This window comes from Frankia gtarii (genome assembly GCF_025403375.1).
GTDB classification, from domain to species: Bacteria; Actinomycetota; Actinomycetes; order Frankiales; family Frankiaceae; genus Frankia; species Frankia gtarii.
Map to the genome: position 1 here is coordinate 1 of NZ_JAMPTM010000022.1, position 14,603 is coordinate 14,603.

Consider the following 14,603-nt stretch of genomic DNA (forward strand, 5'->3'; position numbering starts at 1 on the left):
GACCTGGACGCCGGCCCGGGGCCGGCGTCCAGGTCGGAAATGAGGGGCGCGGCGCGGCGGTGAGCCGGTAGAAGGTTGAGTCATGCCGTCTCTCGAACCGGTGGAGATCACCGCCGGCCGCCTCCATCTACGCCCCTGGCGCCCCTACGACGTCGACGCCGTCCACCAGGCCTGCCAGGATCCGGAGATCCCCCGGTGGACGAGGTTGCCCACCCCGTACGGACGCCACCACGCCGAGGACTTCGTCACCCGAGAGGCCCCCCGGACCTGGGCAGACGGGACCGGAGCCGCGTTCGCGGTGGTCGACGCGATGACCGAGCAACTGCTGGCCTCGGTCGCACTGCTTCGGATAACCGCCCTCGGCGACGCCGAGATCGGCTACTGGTGTGCGGCTCCGGCGCGCGGCCAGGGCGTGATGTCACAGGCGGTGGCGACGCTGACCCGGTGGGCCTTCGGGGCGCTGGGACTGGCCCGGATCGAATGGCGGGCCGCGGTGGGCAACGTCGCTTCCCTCCGGGTGGCCGAGAAGAACGGATACACCTTGGAGGGAACCCTGCGACACGCCCTGGTGGTGGGCGGCGGCCGGCGGGTCGACTGCTGGGTGGGCTCGCGGCTCCCGGGCGACCCGCCCCCGCCCGGGGACCCACGGCGAGGACTCAGGTGATTTCGAGAAGTTTCTCCCGCACCGCGTAGACCACCGCCTCCATCCTGGAATGCAACTGCAGCTTCTCCAGGATGTTGCGGATGTGGTTCTTGACGGTGTTCTCGCTGATGTAGAGCTGCTTGGCGATGTCGCGGTTGTTCATGCCCTTGGCGACGAGACGCAGCACCTCCATCTCCCGGTCGGTGAGCCGGGGGGTGGGTAGCTGCGGCCGGTCGTCCTTGTTCTTGATCATCGCCGCGAACTCGCTGAGCAGCTTCGACGCCATCGACGGGCTGATCAGGCTCTGCCCGCCGTAGACGGCGCGAATGTCCGCGGCGACCTCGTCGATGGAGATCTCCTTGAGCAGGTAGCCCATGGCCCCTGCCTTGATCGCGTCGTAGAGGTCGGCCTCCTCGTCACTGATCGTCAGCATGACGATCTTTGCGCTCGGCACCGACTCCTTGATGGCGCTCGTGGCGTCGATCCCGCCGCGGCGCGGCATCCGCACGTCCATGAGCACGATGTCGGGAGCCATCTCCTTCGCCATGATCACGGCCTCGGACCCGTCCGCAGCCTCCCCGACGACCTCGATGTCGACCTCCTGGCCCAGCACCATCTCCAACCCGCGCCGGAACAGAGCATGGTCGTCGACGATGAGCACCCGGATGGGGTTCGCCTCCGATGGCGTCGGCAGCACCTCCTCAGAGCGCTGCTCCTCCACCGTCATCTGACCTCCTAAGGACCATTTTCACCCGGGTCACGCCACCCCGCGCGACTACACGCGGGGTGGCGTGCCGTGCACTCCGACACCCGAGGCAAATGGTCCCACGTCAGCCGGTCGACGTGACCTGCAGATCGTCTAAAGAGCGGCCGAGCTCGCGAACGCGCCGCGATCCTGCACCGATCGGCTCACCTCACGGTGCGCGTCCAGTGACGCGGCGACCGCCGCCCCGGCCGAGCCCGCGAGCCTGATCACGCCGTAGTCGTAGCCGACGCGGCGGTAGACGACGCTGGGCAGGCCGAGGTCGACGTCCAGGAAGAGGTAAAAATCATGCCCGACCAGCTCCATGTTGGACAGGGCATCCTCGAGCGTCATCGCGTCGGCCTCGTGCGTCTTCTCCCGCACGACCAGCGGTGCCTGGTCCGCCGCCTCTCCCTGGCCGGCTGGGCTGCCGGCGGCGGCGAGCGCGTCGGCGGGGGCCGCGACGACCGGGCGCGCCGAACTTCCCGCGGACGGTTGCGCCTCGGCGGCGGGACGCAGGTCGGCCGGCCGAGTGCCCTCGAGGGGCATCAGGCTCTCCAGGGGCACGGAAGTGATGCCGGCCGGCTTGGCGCCGGCGTGGTTGGCGTGGTGGCGGACCCGCCGGTCGGCAGCGCGACGCAGGCGCTCGGCAAGCTTGCCGGTGGCCAGATCGAGGGCGGCGTAGCAGTCGGCGGCGGCGGCCTCGGCCCGGATCACCGGACCCCGCGAGTACACGGTGAGTTCGACCCGGTCGCAGACATGAGACAGCCGGGGGTTGTGTTCCTTCGACAGCTCGACGTCGACACTGATGATGTTCGAGTCCAGCCGCTCCAACTTGGCGAGCTTGGCCTCGACATGGTTGCGGAACCGTTCCGAAACCACGGTGTGCCTGCCCTTGACCACGATGTCCACGCGATCCACCTCCCGTTCGCCATTCCCGGCGACGCGGCTTGCGCCAGCGGCCAGCCGTGCGCCGGCGAGTTGCGGCGTCTCCCGGGATACGCCCGGCCTTGGGCCGAGACGATCCACGGACGCCCTGTCCACGGTTGTCGCACCTTCCGTCGTGCCGTTTGCGGTCAGTCGCCCGCGTTCGGCTCCTTCCCCTCTGCGGCGGTCCTACTCCGCCCGTCAGCCCAGCATCCACACGACACGTGCGCTACGCCGACAGGCACGAGGACCCGCCACCGCCCGTTCCTTCGCCCCTTGCGAGCAGACCCGGACGGTGCGTACCGGCAGTTTCACCCCGACGGGCCGTGGATCGCGGGTAGGGCGGCTTTTCCGCGCGTCGGATCGACCACGGCGACCACGGCGACCGCAGCGGTGCGCACGGAGGCGGCCCGCAGCGCCCGCACCGCCTCGGCCACCGTCGCCCCAGTCGTCAGCACGTCGTCGATGACGATGACCCGCGCGCCCGCCGGTAATGCCGCGCGCCGAGCCGCCCGCGCAGGATTGGCCAGCTCGAAGGCGCCGGCGAGGTTCGCCGCCCGCGCCGTGGCACCCAGCCCGGCCTGGTCGGCGAGCCGGCGCACCGCCCGCAGCACAGGCGCGACATGCACCCGGTGACCGTGGCGGCGCAGCACAGCGGCTGCTGCGGAACACAGCAGGGCGAGATGATCGAAGCCGCGCCGGCGACGGGCCGCCGCGGTCGAGGGGACCGGCACAAGCACGACCGCAGGCGCGGGTGGCGACGGGACCCAGACGCCGGTGGGCCCACCCGAGGCGGCCGGGAGCGCCCGCGCGACCGCACGGGCCAGTGCGGCCCCCAGCGGCCGGGCGGCATCCACCCGGCCGCGCTCCTTGTAGGCCAACAGCAGCGACCGGACCCGGCCACCGTAGTGAGCCGCCGCCAGGCACGGCGGCAGCCCCCGCCGCCGCGGGGTGGCCATGGGACCCGCGACGGCGAGGAAGGCTGGACCGCGCAGCTCCGCGGCGCATGCCCGGCACACCGACGCCCCGCGACCACCGCAGCCGGCGCAGGACAGCGGCACGATCAGGTCGGCGAGGATCGCCAGGTTCCGGGCGAGCAGGGGCAGGAATGCGCGGGCCATGAAGGGAAGGATCACCGTCGACCGAGGCATTCGCCAGCCCCCGCGGCCGATCTGTGGACAACGCACCCCGCGAATTGCGCGCGGGGTGTGGACACGCATGGACACCCACGCATGGACACCCACGGGTGGCCGAGCCGAGATGCCCGGGCCCAGCGGCATCGGCATCGGCATCGGCATCGGCATCGGCATCGGCATCGGCATCGGCATCGGCAGGTCATCGCACGGCGGCCCGGCGCAGTCTGAGACGATCGGCGCCGGGCGGATCATCCCCCTGAGACGGACCGTGCGAGGTGCAGCCGATCGGAAGCACATCCGGGCAGCCGATTCCGACCGCATCCGGCACCATTCGCGTGCCGGCCTCGGCGCACCCGTCCCAGGGACGGAAACCGGACAACAGCAGAGCAGCCCCGCTCGGCGTCCGTCCCCGGGCAGATCCCTGACCGGAAAAACCTGGAGCCCCGCGCTCTCCACGAGCGACCGTGAGACGTGAGCGACCGCAGGACCGTTGAACGACTGCAGGACCGTTGAACGACCGCAGGATTTCGAACGACCGCAGGACCGATGAGCGGCGCCCGGCCCAGGAGCGACGCCCGAACGACGAGTGGAGACACATCGATGACCGACGGACCCGGCTGGGCCACGCCCGGCACATCGTCGCCCCCGGGCGACGGTTCCGCCGGGCCGTCGTGGGGCACGCCGCAGCCTCACGACGGGTGGGGGCGTCCCGACCAGCCCGTCGACCAGCCGTCGGTGCTTCCCGGCGCGCCCCCGCAGGGCGGGCCGGGGGGATGGCGCGGACCCCCGGCCGGTCCACCGGGACCGTGGCGCTGGGGGGCGGCGGCGCCCAGGCCGGGGATCATCCCGCTGCGTCCGCTGGCACTCGGCGAGATCCTGGACGGCACCTTCGCCACGATCCGCGAGAACCCGGGCGCGACCATCGGGGTGACGCTCGCGTCCGCGACCGTCGTCGAGACGATCTCGACGGTGGTACGGATCAGCACGGAGCACGCCTCGACGACGGTGTCGGTGCTGAGCACCCTCGCGACCGTCGCGCTCGACCTCGTTCTCGGGCTGTTCCTGTCCGGCGTGCTCAGTGTGGTCGTGAGCGAGGCGACGCTGGGCAGCCGCATCGGCCCGATCGAGGCCGTCCGACGGGTCGCCCCGCGTCTCGGCGGCCTGTTCGCCCTCACGATCATCGTTACGGCGGCGGTGGCACTCGGGCTGGTCGCTCTGCTCGTCGGCGCCGTCGTCGTGGGCGTCTATCTGGGGCTGTCGACGCCCGCGTACGTCCTCGAGGGCGGCGGAGTGCGCCATGCCCTGCGCCGGTCGGTGACGATCGTGCGCGGCTCCTGGTGGCGGACGCTGGGCATCCTCGTTCTCACAGCGCTCGTCGCGTTCATGCTCAGTGGGGTCATCGCCTTCGTCACCGCGGTGATCCTGGGGTCGTCGTCGATGTTCGGCGACTTCGGCGACGGCGACCTCACGGTGACCGGCCACATCGTCGAGGGGCTCGGCAACCTGCTGGCCACGACGATCTCGACGCCGATCGTCTCCGGCACGGTCGTGCTGCTGTACATCGATCTACGGATCCGGCGGGAGGGGTTGGACATCGCCCTCGCCGAGGCCGCACGGGCCCGCGCGGCCGGGGTGAGGACGCCCGGATGACACTGGGCGGTCCGGTCACCCGCGACGGTGCCCGGGAGGAGGCGCGCCGCGAGCTGTCGGACCGCGTCTACGGCGACAGCGGGTCGCACTGGTGGAACCGGCTGCTCAGCTGGATCGGCGACCGGGTCGCCGACCTGTTCGACTGGGTACTGCCGCACAGCGGAACCGGCGGCGGCTCGCGCGGGCTCGGAGTCCTCGCGCTCGTGGCGGTACTCGTCGTCGGGGCGATCGCGGTGCGATGGTGGCTGGGTCCGGTCCGGCGGACCGCGCGGGCGCGGCAGACGGCCGCGGACGACCTGTCCAGCCCGCTGACCGCCGCGCAGCTGCGGGTCGAGGCCGACCGGCACGCGGCCGACGAGAACTACGCGCGGGCGGTGCGCTCCCGGCTGCGGGCGATCGTGCGGATGCTCGAGGAGAAGGGCGTGCTCGATCCGCGCCCCGGGCGCACCGCCGGTGAGCTTGTCGCCGAGGTCGCCCGGATCGCCCCGGCCGCCGACCGCGGTCCGGGTGGTCCGGGTGGTCCGGGTGGTCCGGGTGGTCCGGACGGCTCCGGCCATGCCTCGGGCGGCGGGCAGGCTGCCCTGGCCGCCGCGGTAGAGATCTTCAGCGAGATCTGGTACGGCGGGCGCCCGGCCACCGCCGCCGGGTACCAGGCGCTCGTCGATGCGGACACCGCGCTGTCTCACCTGCGGCGCGGCATGGGTGGGCGAGACAGCGCGGCGGGCAGCCTCGCGGTGCCGGCATGACGGCCAGCGGCACCCTGGCCCCCGGCGGCACCAGCGCGGATGGCGTTTCGCCCAGCGCGGTGCGTAGCGGCCCTCGGCCGCCGGCGGTGCGTCGCGGGGTCCTCGTGGTGGCCGTCGTCGGCGCCCTGCTGCTTGGCTTCCTGCTGGTCACCGCCCTGGTCACCCGCCCGGCCGGACGGCCGGCGCTGGACCCGGCATCGGCCGAGTCCGACGGGACCCGCGCGTTGGCCCAGATTTTGCGCTCCCGCGGCGTGGTGGTGTCCCCCGCGGACGCCGTGCCCGCGGGGTCGGCCGGCCAGCAGGACACTCTCGTCGTCGTCCGCCCCGGACGGCTGACCCACGATGCGCTCACCGGTCTGCTCGGTCGCGTCTGGCGGGGCTCCGACGTCGTGCTGGTGGCACCGGGCGACGCCGTACTGGACGCGCTTGACGTGGGCGTCGTCACAGCCGACCGGCAGCCGGCGGACGGCGGGTCCGACCCGCGTTGCGCGATGCCCGAGGCGGCGGCGGCAGGCAGCGTCACGATCGGCGGGAGTCGCGCCTTTACCCGGGCCGACGATGGTGATCTTGGCGACATGAAGTTGACTCTGTGCTACGGCGATCCACCCGGCGCGGCCCAGCTTGCGGTGCTCACCCCCGGCCGGGCCGCAGCGGGGCCCGCGGCCGGGCGGCTGGTTCTGCTCGGCTCCGCGGACTTCCTCACCAATCAGGAGCTGGCCCACTCGGGCAACGCGGCGCTCGCTCTCGGCCTGCTCGCCCGGCATCCCACGCTGTCCTGGATCACCCCGGCCGCGGATGCCAACGGCGGGGTCGGTACCCGCAGCGTGGCCGAGCTGCTGCCCGCCGGGTTTCGCTGGGCCTGCCTGCAGGCCGGAGTCGTGCTGGTGCTGCTGGCGCTGTGGCGGGGGCGGCGGCTGGGACCGCCGGTGCCCGAGCCGCTGCCCGTGATCGTGCGGGCCGCGGAGACGGTGGAGGGTCGCGGCCGGCTCTACGCCGCCGCGCACGCCCGCGACCGGGCCGCCGATGCGCTGCGGGCCGGCACCCGGGTTCGGCTGGCGGAACGCATCGGGCTGCCGGCATTCGCCGGACCAGGCGGGGCACCCGGACCCGATCCCGTAGCCCTCGTGGCCTCCATCAGCGAACGGGCCGGGCGGTCACCCTCGGAAATCGGATCGCTCCTGTACGGTTCGGGCATGCCGCCGCAGACCACCGGCGTGCCCAGCCCGATCGGGCGGGCCCGGGACCGCTACCAGTCGCGCCGCCTCCCGCCGGACGTATCCCGGCCGCCAGCGCAGGCGGCGGACGGCGGGCCCGGCCCCCGCCGCGGCACCGGCCGGCCGGGCGAGCGGGATGCCGCGCTGCTCGCTCTGGCCCGGGCGCTCGACGAACTCGACCGACAGGTAGGTGGACGGTGACCTCCCGCAACATCGACGCGGAGCTGACCGCCACGGCGGCACAGCCCGCCCAGGTGCCCGGGGAGCCCACCAGCCCGGTACCCGCTGTACCACCGGCCCGGGATGACGCGCCGGCCGACGAGACCGCGCCGGCCGACGAGACTCTGCGCCGGCCGGGTTCCGCACCGACGAAGCAGATCCCCCCGGCCCCACCGGCTCCACCAGTGCCGGTGGCCGCCCGGCCGGCCGCCCGGCCGGCCGGTCGGCCCGCACCGCCCGACGCCGACACGGCACGCCGGGCGCTGATCGCGTTGCGCGGTGAGGTCGCCAAGGCCGTGGTCGGCCAGGACGCCGCCGTCAGCGGGCTCGTCGTCGCCCTGCTCTGCCGCGGGCACGCGCTACTCGAGGGCGTGCCGGGTGTGGCGAAGACGCTGCTCGTGCGCACCCTGGCGACCGCGCTGTCACTGGACACCAAGCGGCTGCAGTTCACCCCGGATCTGATGCCGGGAGACGTCACCGGCTCGCTCGTCTACGACAACCGCAGCTCGGCGTTCACCTTCCGCGAGGGGCCGGTCTTCACGAACCTGCTGATCGCCGACGAGATCAACCGGACCCCACCGAAGACCCAGGCCGCCCTGCTGGAGGTGATGGAGGAACGGCAGGTCAGTGTGGAGGGAACGCCCCGACCGCTGCCCACCCCCTTCGCCGTCCTGGCGACCCAGAATCCCGTCGAGCACGAGGGCACCTACCCGCTGCCCGAGGCGCAGCTCGACCGTTTTCTGGTAAAGGTGACGCTGCCGCTGCCACCGCGCGACGACGAGATCCGGGTGCTGGCCCACCACGCCGGCGGCTTCGACCCGACAAATCTGGCCGCGGCCGGCGTGCGTCCGGTCGCGGGCCCGGCGGAGCTGGCCGCGGCGCGGGCCGCGGTGCTCGCCGTCGCGGTGCACCCGGAGGTGCTGGCTTACATCGTCGACCTGGCGCGGGCGACCCGGGTGGCGCCGAGCGTGCAGCTCGGGGTGTCGCCGCGTGGGGCCACCGCGCTCCTGGCGACCACCCGGGCCTGGGCATGGCTGTCCGGGCGCGGCTACGCGACCCCCGACGACGTCAAGGCCCTGGCCCGGGCGACGCTGCGGCACCGGATCAGCCTGCGGCCCGAGGCCGAGCTCGACGGCGTCACCGCGGACGTGGTCCTGGAACAGGTGCTGGCCACCGTCCCGGTGCCCCGGTAGGACCAGTGGCGATCACTGGCCGCGCCGTCGCGCTGGCCCTACTCGGGGTGCTGGTCGTCCTGCTCTCCCCGGCGCCCGGCCTGACGATGCTGCTCGTCGACCTGGTGGTCGTGGGGCTCGTCGCGATCGACCTCACGCTGGCCGGCGGGGTCCGCACCCTGGAGTTCACCCGGTCGGGGCCGACCTCCGCCCGGCTCGACCAGCCGGTCCCCCTCGTGCTCGGGATCGCCAACGACGGCGCCCGGACCGTGCACGCCCGGGTGCGCGATGCCTGGCCGCCGTCCGCGGGCGCCCGGCCGCGGGTGCACCGGGTGGTCGTCCCCGCCGGGGAACGGCGCTTCCTGGAGACGACGTTGTACCCGACGCGGCGCGGCGACCGAGAGCCCTTCCGGATCACGGTGCGTTCCCTCGGCCCGCTGGGCCTCGCCGGCCGGCAGGGCCGCCACCACTGCCCGTGGCGGGTCCGGGTGCTGCCGCCGTTCACGTCGCGCCGGCACCTGCCCGCGGCGCTCGCCCGGCTGCGGGAGATCGAGGGTGAGGTCGCGATCCGCGGGGCCGGCGCGGGCTCGGAGTTCGACAGCCTGCGCGACTATGTGATCGGCGACGACGTCCGTCTGATCGACTGGCGGGGCACCGCGCGGCGCGGGGCGGTCGTGGTCCGGACCTTCCGGCCGGAGCGGGACCGGCGGGTGGTCTGCGTCCTCGACACCGGGCGCACCTCCGCCGGGCGGGTCGGCGACGTCCCCCGGCTGGACCATGCGCTCGACGCCGCGCTACTACTCACCGCGGTCGCGCTGCGGGCCGGCGACCGGGTCGGCCTCATCGCGCATGACAGTGCGCCCCGGGTGACGCTGCCCGGTTCGCACGACCACGCGTTCCTGGCTCGGATGACCGACGCCATGGCCCGGCTGGAGCCTGCCATCGTCGAGGCGGACCACGCCGGGATCGTCTCGACGGTGTTGCGGGAGACCTCGCGCCGCTCCCTGGTCGTGCTGTTCACCGAGCTGGTGCCGGCCGTGATCGAGGAGGGTCTGCTGCCGGCGCTGGGCACGTTGACGGCCCGGCACACCGTCGTCGTGGCGGCGCTGCGCGACCCTCGCGTCGACGAACTGGCCGCCGGCCGCGACGACGTCCGCTCCGTGTATGCCGCCGCAGCGGCCGAACAGACTTTGATGCGCCGCCGCGAGCTCACCGAGACGCTGCGCCGCCACGGCGTCGAGGTCGTCGACGCACCACCCGCCGGCCACGCCGCCGCCGTCGCCGACGCCTACCTCACCCTGAAGTCCCTCGGCCGACTTTGACCCACCCCGAGCCGCCGGAATCACCGGAACCGCCGCGGCGAGTGGGTGCCGCCGGAACCGCTGCGGCGGGCGCCGTCAGGTCGCGGGGACGGGGGTCAGCGCGATGACGGGGATCTTCCGGCCGGCCTTCACTTCGTACTCGGCGAAGGCCGGGTAGTTCGCGGCGTGCCGGGCATAGATGGTGTCACGTTCGGCGCCGGTGACCTCGTCGACGCGCACGGCCAGGGTTCGGGTGTCGATCTCGATCTTCGCCTCGGGATACGCCTTCAGGTTGTGATACCAGGCCGGATCCCTGGGCGCCCCGGCGTACGAGGCGAACACCAGGTATCGGTCGCCGTCCTCGACGTACACCACCGGATTGATCCGCGGGTTGCCGCTGCGGGCCCCGGTGGTGTGCAGCAGCAGGATCGGCGTTCCCGCGAACGGACCACCGGGGTGCCCCTGGGTCGCCCGGAAGTCGGCGATGATCCGGGCGTTGAAGTCGTCGGTGTCTGCCATGGGCGGACACTCCTCTCCTCGGGCTACAGGCCGAGCCCAGACGGTATACGAGAGCCCGACATCGACCTTCGCCGTGGCTCAGGCAGGCAGGACCGCGACGGTTGACTCCTGGATGGGCACGCCGGGCACGCCGGTCGCCACCGGGGGCAGCGTCGGGTAGTCCAGATAGCCGCGGTCGTCGCCGCCGTAGAAGGTGTCCCGGTCGGCCGGGTTGAACGGTCCGCCGGCCGCGAGCCGGGCGGGCAGGTCCGGGTTGGCGAGGAACTCAGCCCCGAAGCTGAGCAGGTCGGTGGTGCCGTCCTCGACGAGGGGAAGGTCCGCGGGCCCGGTCGGCCGGTCACCCGTGGCCGGGTTGAGGATCAGCGTGCCGCCGAAGCCGTGGCGCAGCTGCGCGGTCAGCGCCCGCTCGGCGTTCTCGGCGATGTGCAGGTAGGCCAGGCCGAGCGGGCGCACCGCGTCCACCAGCGCGGTGTAGGTGGCGGGCACGTCGTCGACGACCATGTCGTTGAAGCTGCCGCCGGGCGAGATCCGCAGTCCGACCCGGTTCGCGCCGATCGCCTCGACCACGGCCCGGGTGACCTCGACGGCAAACCGGATCCGGCCGGCGACCGAACCGCCCCAGCCGTCGGTGCGGCGGTTGGCGTTCGTGGCCAGGAACTGGTTGATGAGGTAGCCGTTCGCGCCGTGCACCTCGACGCCGTCGAAGCCGGCGGCGACCGCGTTGCGGGCCGCCGCGGCGAACTCCGCGACGAGCTCGGGAATCTGCTCCTCGGTCAGTTCGGCCGGGGTCTCGAAGTCCGCCACGCCCGCGCCGGTGAACACCTGGCCGGCGGGGCGGACCGCGGACGGGGCGACCGGGACCGCACCCTCGGGCAGCAGGCTCGGGTGGCTGATCCGCCCGGCGTGCATGAGCTGGGCGAAGATCACCCCGCCGGCGTCGTGGACGGCAGCGGTGACCGCCCGCCACGCCTGGACCTGCTCGGCGCTGTGCAGGCCGGGGGTGTTCGGGTAGCCCTGGCCGACGGCGGAAGGCTGGATACCCTCGGTGATGATCAGCCCGGCGCTGGCCCGCTGGGCGTAGTAGGTCGCCATCGACGGCGTGGGGGTGGTACCGGGGCCGAACGCCCGGTTGCGGGTCATCGGCGCCATGGCGATGCGATTCGCCAGACGCAGGCCGGCCAGATCGATCGGATCGAAGGCGGTGGTCACCGGACTTCCTCTCGTCGCCGTCACGCCCCCGCCGAGCGCGGTCGCGGACTACCTGTCCGAACGGCAATCCTGCCGACGACCCTTCCCCGCCGGGCGGAATGTGGCCCGCGGCACAGGCAGGCACCGTCGACCCACGTCGGGCACCTCCTACCGCGGCTGAGGCCGCCGGCCGCGGTAGGAGACACCATGCGACGCCCGGGAATTGTCGGAGCCGCTGGCTACGATGCCGCCATGCTTGATCACATTGGTGTCCAGGTGGCCGACGTCGAGGCGTCGGTCGCCTTCTACCTGCGAACCTTCAAGGCCATCGGCATCCGCGAGGCGAAGCGCTTCCCAGTCGGCGATTCCGTGGTGGTCGGCCTGTCCGGGCCGGACGGGTTTTCGTCGTTCTGGCTCAGCCCGGCGGCCGGCACCGAGACGCGGGAGCTGCACGTGGCCTTTCGTGCCCCGGACCGGGCGGCCGTCGACGCGGTGCACGAAGCCGCGGTGCGCGACGGCGTCGAGGTGCTGCACGCGCCGCGCGTCTGGCCCGAGTACCACCCCACCTACTACGGCGTCTTCCTGCGCGACCCCGACGGCCACAACGTCGAGGCCGTTCATCACGGGTTCTAGGCACGCGGAGGATCGGCGATGGCCACCACCACTGCCCGCACCGAGATCCTGGACATCTCCGTCGAGGTGACGGGGCCCGCCGACGGGCCGCCGGTGGTGCTGCTGCACGGCTGGCCGGACGCCGCCCGCGGCTGGCGCGGCGTGCAGGCCGGGCTGAACGGGCAGGGGTGGCGCACGATCGTCCCGGACCTGCGGGGCAGCGGGGCGACCGGGTTCCGCCACCCCGGCACGCCGCGCGACGGCCAGGCCGTCGCCCTGGCCCAGGACGCACTCGACCTCGCCGACGCCCTCGGGCTGGAGCGGATCGCCGTGGTCGGCCACGACTGGGGCGCCCGCGTCGCCTACACCCTCGCCGCCCTGGTCCCGCAGCGCCTCACCGCCATCGCCGCGCTCGCCCTGGCCTACCAGCCGCGCGGGAGCTTCACCATGCCGGGCTTCGAGCAGGCCAGGGCGTTCTGGTACCAGTGGTTGATGTTCGTCGACGCCGGAGCGCAGACGGTCCGCGCCAACCCCGTCGGCTTCGCCCGCATCCAGTGGGACACCTGGAGCCCGCCCGGCTGGTTCGACGACGACGAGTTCGCCGCCACCGCGCCGGCGTTCACCAATCCGGACTGGGCGGCGATCACTCTGAACGCCTACCGGGCGCGGTTCCGCGCGGACGAGCCGCGGGACGCCCGCTACGACGACCTGCGCCGCCGCCTCGCCGAGGTCGAACGGATCGAGGTGCCCACCCTGATGATCCAGGGCGGCGACGACCGCTGCGACGAACCGGCCGCGTCCGCGGGCCAGGCGGGGTACTTCACCGGCGGGTACCGCCGGGTCGTCCTCGACGGGGTCGGCCACTTTCCCCACCGCGAGGCCACGGCGGCCGTGGCGGAGCTGGTCGGCGACCATCTCCGGGCGGCGGACGGCCGCGCGCAGGCCCCCGGGCCGGGCTAGCCCTCGTCGGCCGGGGCGAGCAGTCGGGCGGGGAAGCCGCCGCGGCTGATCGGCCCCCACCGCTCGATCCGCAGCCGGAGAAGCACCTTCTCCTGGCGGCGCATCGCCTCGCGGTACTCGTCCCAGTCGGGATGCTCGCCGCTGATGCAGCGGAAGTACTCCACCAGCTCCTCGACCGCGGCGGGCTGGTCCACCACCGTGATCGTGCCGTCGACCTGAACCCAGTCGCCGCTGAACTCGTCGGACAGCACGCACATCGACGCCCGCGGGTCGCGGCGCGCATTGCGGGTCTTCGCCCGCTCCGGGTAGGTCGACACGACGACGTCGCCCGCGGTGTCGACTCCCATCGTCACCGGGGACAGCTGCGGGCCGCCGTCGCGGCGAGTGGTGACGAGGATGCCGCGGTGGCGGGGGCGGACGAAGTCGAGCAGGCCCGCGCGGTCGACGCTGACATCCCTGGCTGCGGTCGGACTCATCCTGGCAGCCTATTGCCGTCCTGGCGGCGTGGTACGGCCGGGGAAAGCGGGTGCGGCCACCGGCGGTGGGTTCAGACCACGGGGGCCAGGTCGACACCGCCGTGGGCGGTATCAAGGTCGGCCGTCTCACCGGCCGCGGCCGCGCGGGCCCCGAAGCCCCAGATGTAGGCGATGAAGCCGGCCCAGGCCAGCGCGCCGATCCCGATCCGGACCGCCGTCGGCAGTCCAGAGGGCGTCACGAACGCCTCGATGAAGCCGGAGACCGCCAGGGCCAGCGCGCTACCGAGCGTGATCGGCACCGCCGCCCGCCCCTCCGCGGCCAGCGCCTCGACACGGCGCCGCGGGCCCGGCGCGATGATCGACCAGCCCAGCCGCAGCCCCACCGCGCCCGCGAGGAACACGACCGTGAGCTCCAGCAGGCCGTGCGGGAGGATCAGGCTCCAGAACTGGCCGCTCTGCCCGCAGCTGGCCATGTACCCGCCGACCACCCCGGTGTTCAGCGCGTTCACCAGCAGCACCAGCAGGGTCGGCAGGCCGAGCAGCGCGCCGGTGGCGACCTCCGTCGCGGATACCCAGGCGTTGTTCGTCCAGACCTGGCCGGCGAACGAGGAGGCCGGGTTCTCCGTGTAGTAGGACGCGAAGTCGGAGCGGCACAGCTCGGCGACGGCGCTCGGTGTGTGCAGGTTGGCCTGCGCGTCGGCGTCGTGGAAAATCCACAACCCGGCGGCCAGCGCGACCAGCAGCGACCCGAACGCCGTGACGATCACCCACCACCGGCGCTCGTAGACGGCGAGCGGGAACGTCACGGCGAAGAACCGGCCGACGACATGCCAGCCGGGGTCGGGGGCCCCGGCGACCACCGCGCGGGCGCGAGTCACCAGATTGGTGAGGTCGTCGACGAGGCTGGTGTCGTAGGAGCGGGTGCGGATCACCGACAGGTGGGTCGCGGTCCGCTGGTAGAGCTCGACCAGCTCGTCGAGCTCGTCGGCGCTCATCCGGCGCGGCCGGCCAGCCCGGTCGACGAGCCGGCCGAGGCGGATCCACTCCGGACGGTGCACGGCGACGAACGCATCGAGATCCATCAAAGACCTCCGGAGG

General features: G+C 73.4%; 16 protein-coding genes. 9 read left to right on the plus strand and 7 right to left on the minus strand.

Going from position 1 to position 14,603, the window contains the following annotated elements; all coding sequences use genetic code 11:
* The first annotated feature begins 82 nt into the window (after nt 1-82).
* Nucleotides 83-664 carry a GNAT family N-acetyltransferase gene (locus NBZ83_RS05945; RefSeq protein ID WP_261574493.1) on the plus strand — a complete coding sequence of 194 codons (582 nt, stop codon included), beginning with the start codon at nt 83-85 and terminating at the stop codon, nt 662-664.
* Here NBZ83_RS05945 and NBZ83_RS05950 read toward each other — a convergent pair.
* From NBZ83_RS05950 to NBZ83_RS05960, 3 genes are all read right to left on the minus strand, one after another.
* Complete coding sequence (locus NBZ83_RS05950; protein ID WP_261565277.1) at nt 657-1,370, minus strand: response regulator; 714 nt, start codon at nt 1,368-1,370, stop codon at nt 657-659. The genes NBZ83_RS05945 and NBZ83_RS05950 overlap by 8 nt on opposite strands.
* Before the next feature lie 132 nt (nt 1,371-1,502).
* Nucleotides 1,503-2,297: a ribosome hibernation-promoting factor, HPF/YfiA family gene (hpf, locus tag NBZ83_RS05955; protein ID WP_261565276.1), complete on the minus strand. Its 795-nt coding sequence runs from the start codon at nt 2,295-2,297 to the stop codon at nt 1,503-1,505.
* Nucleotides 2,298-2,623: 326 nt separating this feature from the next.
* Entirely contained in the window at nt 2,624-3,433 is an 810-nt protein-coding gene (locus NBZ83_RS05960) for a ComF family protein (RefSeq protein ID WP_261574494.1), read from the minus strand.
* Between the two features lie 139 nt (nt 3,434-3,572).
* Here NBZ83_RS05960 and NBZ83_RS05965 point away from each other — a divergent pair, with 139 nt between their 5' ends.
* From NBZ83_RS05965 to NBZ83_RS05990, 6 genes are all read left to right on the plus strand, one after another.
* Complete coding sequence (locus tag NBZ83_RS05965) at nt 3,573-3,923, plus strand: hypothetical protein (protein WP_261574495.1); 351 nt, start codon at nt 3,573-3,575, stop codon at nt 3,921-3,923.
* A 125-nt stretch (nt 3,924-4,048) separates the two neighbouring features.
* On the plus strand, nt 4,049-5,098 hold the full coding sequence (locus tag NBZ83_RS05970) for a hypothetical protein (RefSeq protein ID WP_261574496.1): 1,050 nt from the start codon (nt 4,049-4,051) through the stop codon (nt 5,096-5,098).
* Nucleotides 5,095-5,844 (plus strand): DUF4129 domain-containing protein, encoded by a 750-nt coding sequence (locus NBZ83_RS05975; RefSeq protein WP_261574497.1) that lies wholly within the window; start codon nt 5,095-5,097, stop codon nt 5,842-5,844. Before NBZ83_RS05970 ends, NBZ83_RS05975 begins: the two co-directional genes overlap by 4 nt.
* The gene (locus tag NBZ83_RS05980; protein ID WP_261574498.1) at nt 5,841-7,259 is read left to right on the plus strand and encodes a DUF4350 domain-containing protein; all 1,419 of its coding nucleotides are present in this window, start codon (nt 5,841-5,843) and stop codon (nt 7,257-7,259) included. The genes NBZ83_RS05975 and NBZ83_RS05980 overlap by 4 nt, the downstream gene beginning before the upstream one ends.
* Before the next feature lie 203 nt (nt 7,260-7,462).
* Nucleotides 7,463-8,470, plus strand: coding sequence for an AAA family ATPase (locus NBZ83_RS05985; RefSeq protein ID WP_261574510.1), 1,008 nt, complete (start codon nt 7,463-7,465; stop codon nt 8,468-8,470).
* Between the two features lie 5 nt (nt 8,471-8,475).
* A complete protein-coding gene (locus NBZ83_RS05990; RefSeq protein WP_261574499.1) occupies nt 8,476-9,771 on the plus strand; it encodes a DUF58 domain-containing protein in 1,296 nt (431 codons plus the stop codon).
* A gap of 75 nt (nt 9,772-9,846) precedes the next feature.
* Here the strand turns inward: NBZ83_RS05990 and NBZ83_RS05995 are convergent, their stop codons facing one another.
* Nucleotides 9,847-10,269 carry a nitroreductase family deazaflavin-dependent oxidoreductase gene (locus NBZ83_RS05995; RefSeq protein ID WP_261574500.1) on the minus strand — a complete coding sequence of 141 codons (423 nt, stop codon included), beginning with the start codon at nt 10,267-10,269 and terminating at the stop codon, nt 9,847-9,849.
* A 78-nt stretch (nt 10,270-10,347) separates the two neighbouring features.
* On the minus strand, nt 10,348-11,478 hold the full coding sequence (locus NBZ83_RS06000; RefSeq protein ID WP_261574501.1) for an alkene reductase: 1,131 nt from the start codon (nt 11,476-11,478) through the stop codon (nt 10,348-10,350).
* Nucleotides 11,479-11,709: 231 nt separating this feature from the next.
* Between NBZ83_RS06000 and NBZ83_RS06005 the strand changes: the two genes are divergently transcribed.
* Together NBZ83_RS06005 and NBZ83_RS06010 are read left to right on the plus strand one after the other, a co-directional pair.
* The gene (locus NBZ83_RS06005; protein WP_261565268.1) at nt 11,710-12,090 is read left to right on the plus strand and encodes a VOC family protein; all 381 of its coding nucleotides are present in this window, start codon (nt 11,710-11,712) and stop codon (nt 12,088-12,090) included.
* Between the two features lie 18 nt (nt 12,091-12,108).
* Entirely contained in the window at nt 12,109-13,029 is a 921-nt protein-coding gene (locus NBZ83_RS06010; RefSeq protein WP_261565267.1) for an alpha/beta fold hydrolase, read from the plus strand.
* Here the strand turns inward: NBZ83_RS06010 and NBZ83_RS06015 are convergent.
* Nucleotides 13,026-13,505 (minus strand): PPOX class F420-dependent oxidoreductase, encoded by a 480-nt coding sequence (locus NBZ83_RS06015; protein WP_261565266.1) that lies wholly within the window; start codon nt 13,503-13,505, stop codon nt 13,026-13,028. The two genes, NBZ83_RS06010 and NBZ83_RS06015, sit on opposite strands and share 4 nt — an antisense overlap.
* Before the next feature lie 71 nt (nt 13,506-13,576).
* Nucleotides 13,577-14,587, minus strand: coding sequence for a stage II sporulation protein M (locus tag NBZ83_RS06020; RefSeq protein ID WP_261574511.1), 1,011 nt, complete (start codon nt 14,585-14,587; stop codon nt 13,577-13,579).
* Nucleotides 14,588-14,603: the final 16 nt, after the last annotated feature.

Bases quoted from the DNA above. Each gene is read 5' to 3' on its own strand.
- NBZ83_RS06005 (WP_261565268.1), top strand. From the start codon at position 11,710: ATGCTTGATCACATTGGTGTCCAGGTGGCCGACGTCGAGGCGTCGGTC.
- NBZ83_RS06015 (WP_261565266.1), bottom strand. From the start codon at position 13,505: ATGAGTCCGACCGCAGCCAGGGATGTCAGCGTCGACCGCGCGGGCCTG.
- NBZ83_RS05995 (WP_261574500.1), bottom strand. From the start codon at position 10,269: ATGGCAGACACCGACGACTTCAACGCCCGGATCATCGCCGACTTCCGG.
- NBZ83_RS05945 (WP_261574493.1), top strand. From the start codon at position 83: ATGCCGTCTCTCGAACCGGTGGAGATCACCGCCGGCCGCCTCCATCTA.
- NBZ83_RS06020 (WP_261574511.1), bottom strand. From the start codon at position 14,587: ATGGATCTCGATGCGTTCGTCGCCGTGCACCGTCCGGAGTGGATCCGC.
- NBZ83_RS05980 (WP_261574498.1), top strand. From the start codon at position 5,841: ATGACGGCCAGCGGCACCCTGGCCCCCGGCGGCACCAGCGCGGATGGC.
- NBZ83_RS05965 (WP_261574495.1), top strand. From the start codon at position 3,573: ATGCCCGGGCCCAGCGGCATCGGCATCGGCATCGGCATCGGCATCGGC.
- NBZ83_RS05975 (WP_261574497.1), top strand. From the start codon at position 5,095: ATGACACTGGGCGGTCCGGTCACCCGCGACGGTGCCCGGGAGGAGGCG.
- NBZ83_RS05960 (WP_261574494.1), bottom strand. From the start codon at position 3,433: ATGGCCCGCGCATTCCTGCCCCTGCTCGCCCGGAACCTGGCGATCCTC.
- NBZ83_RS06010 (WP_261565267.1), top strand. From the start codon at position 12,109: ATGGCCACCACCACTGCCCGCACCGAGATCCTGGACATCTCCGTCGAG.
- NBZ83_RS05970 (WP_261574496.1), top strand. From the start codon at position 4,049: ATGACCGACGGACCCGGCTGGGCCACGCCCGGCACATCGTCGCCCCCG.
- NBZ83_RS05950 (WP_261565277.1), bottom strand. From the start codon at position 1,370: ATGACGGTGGAGGAGCAGCGCTCTGAGGAGGTGCTGCCGACGCCATCG.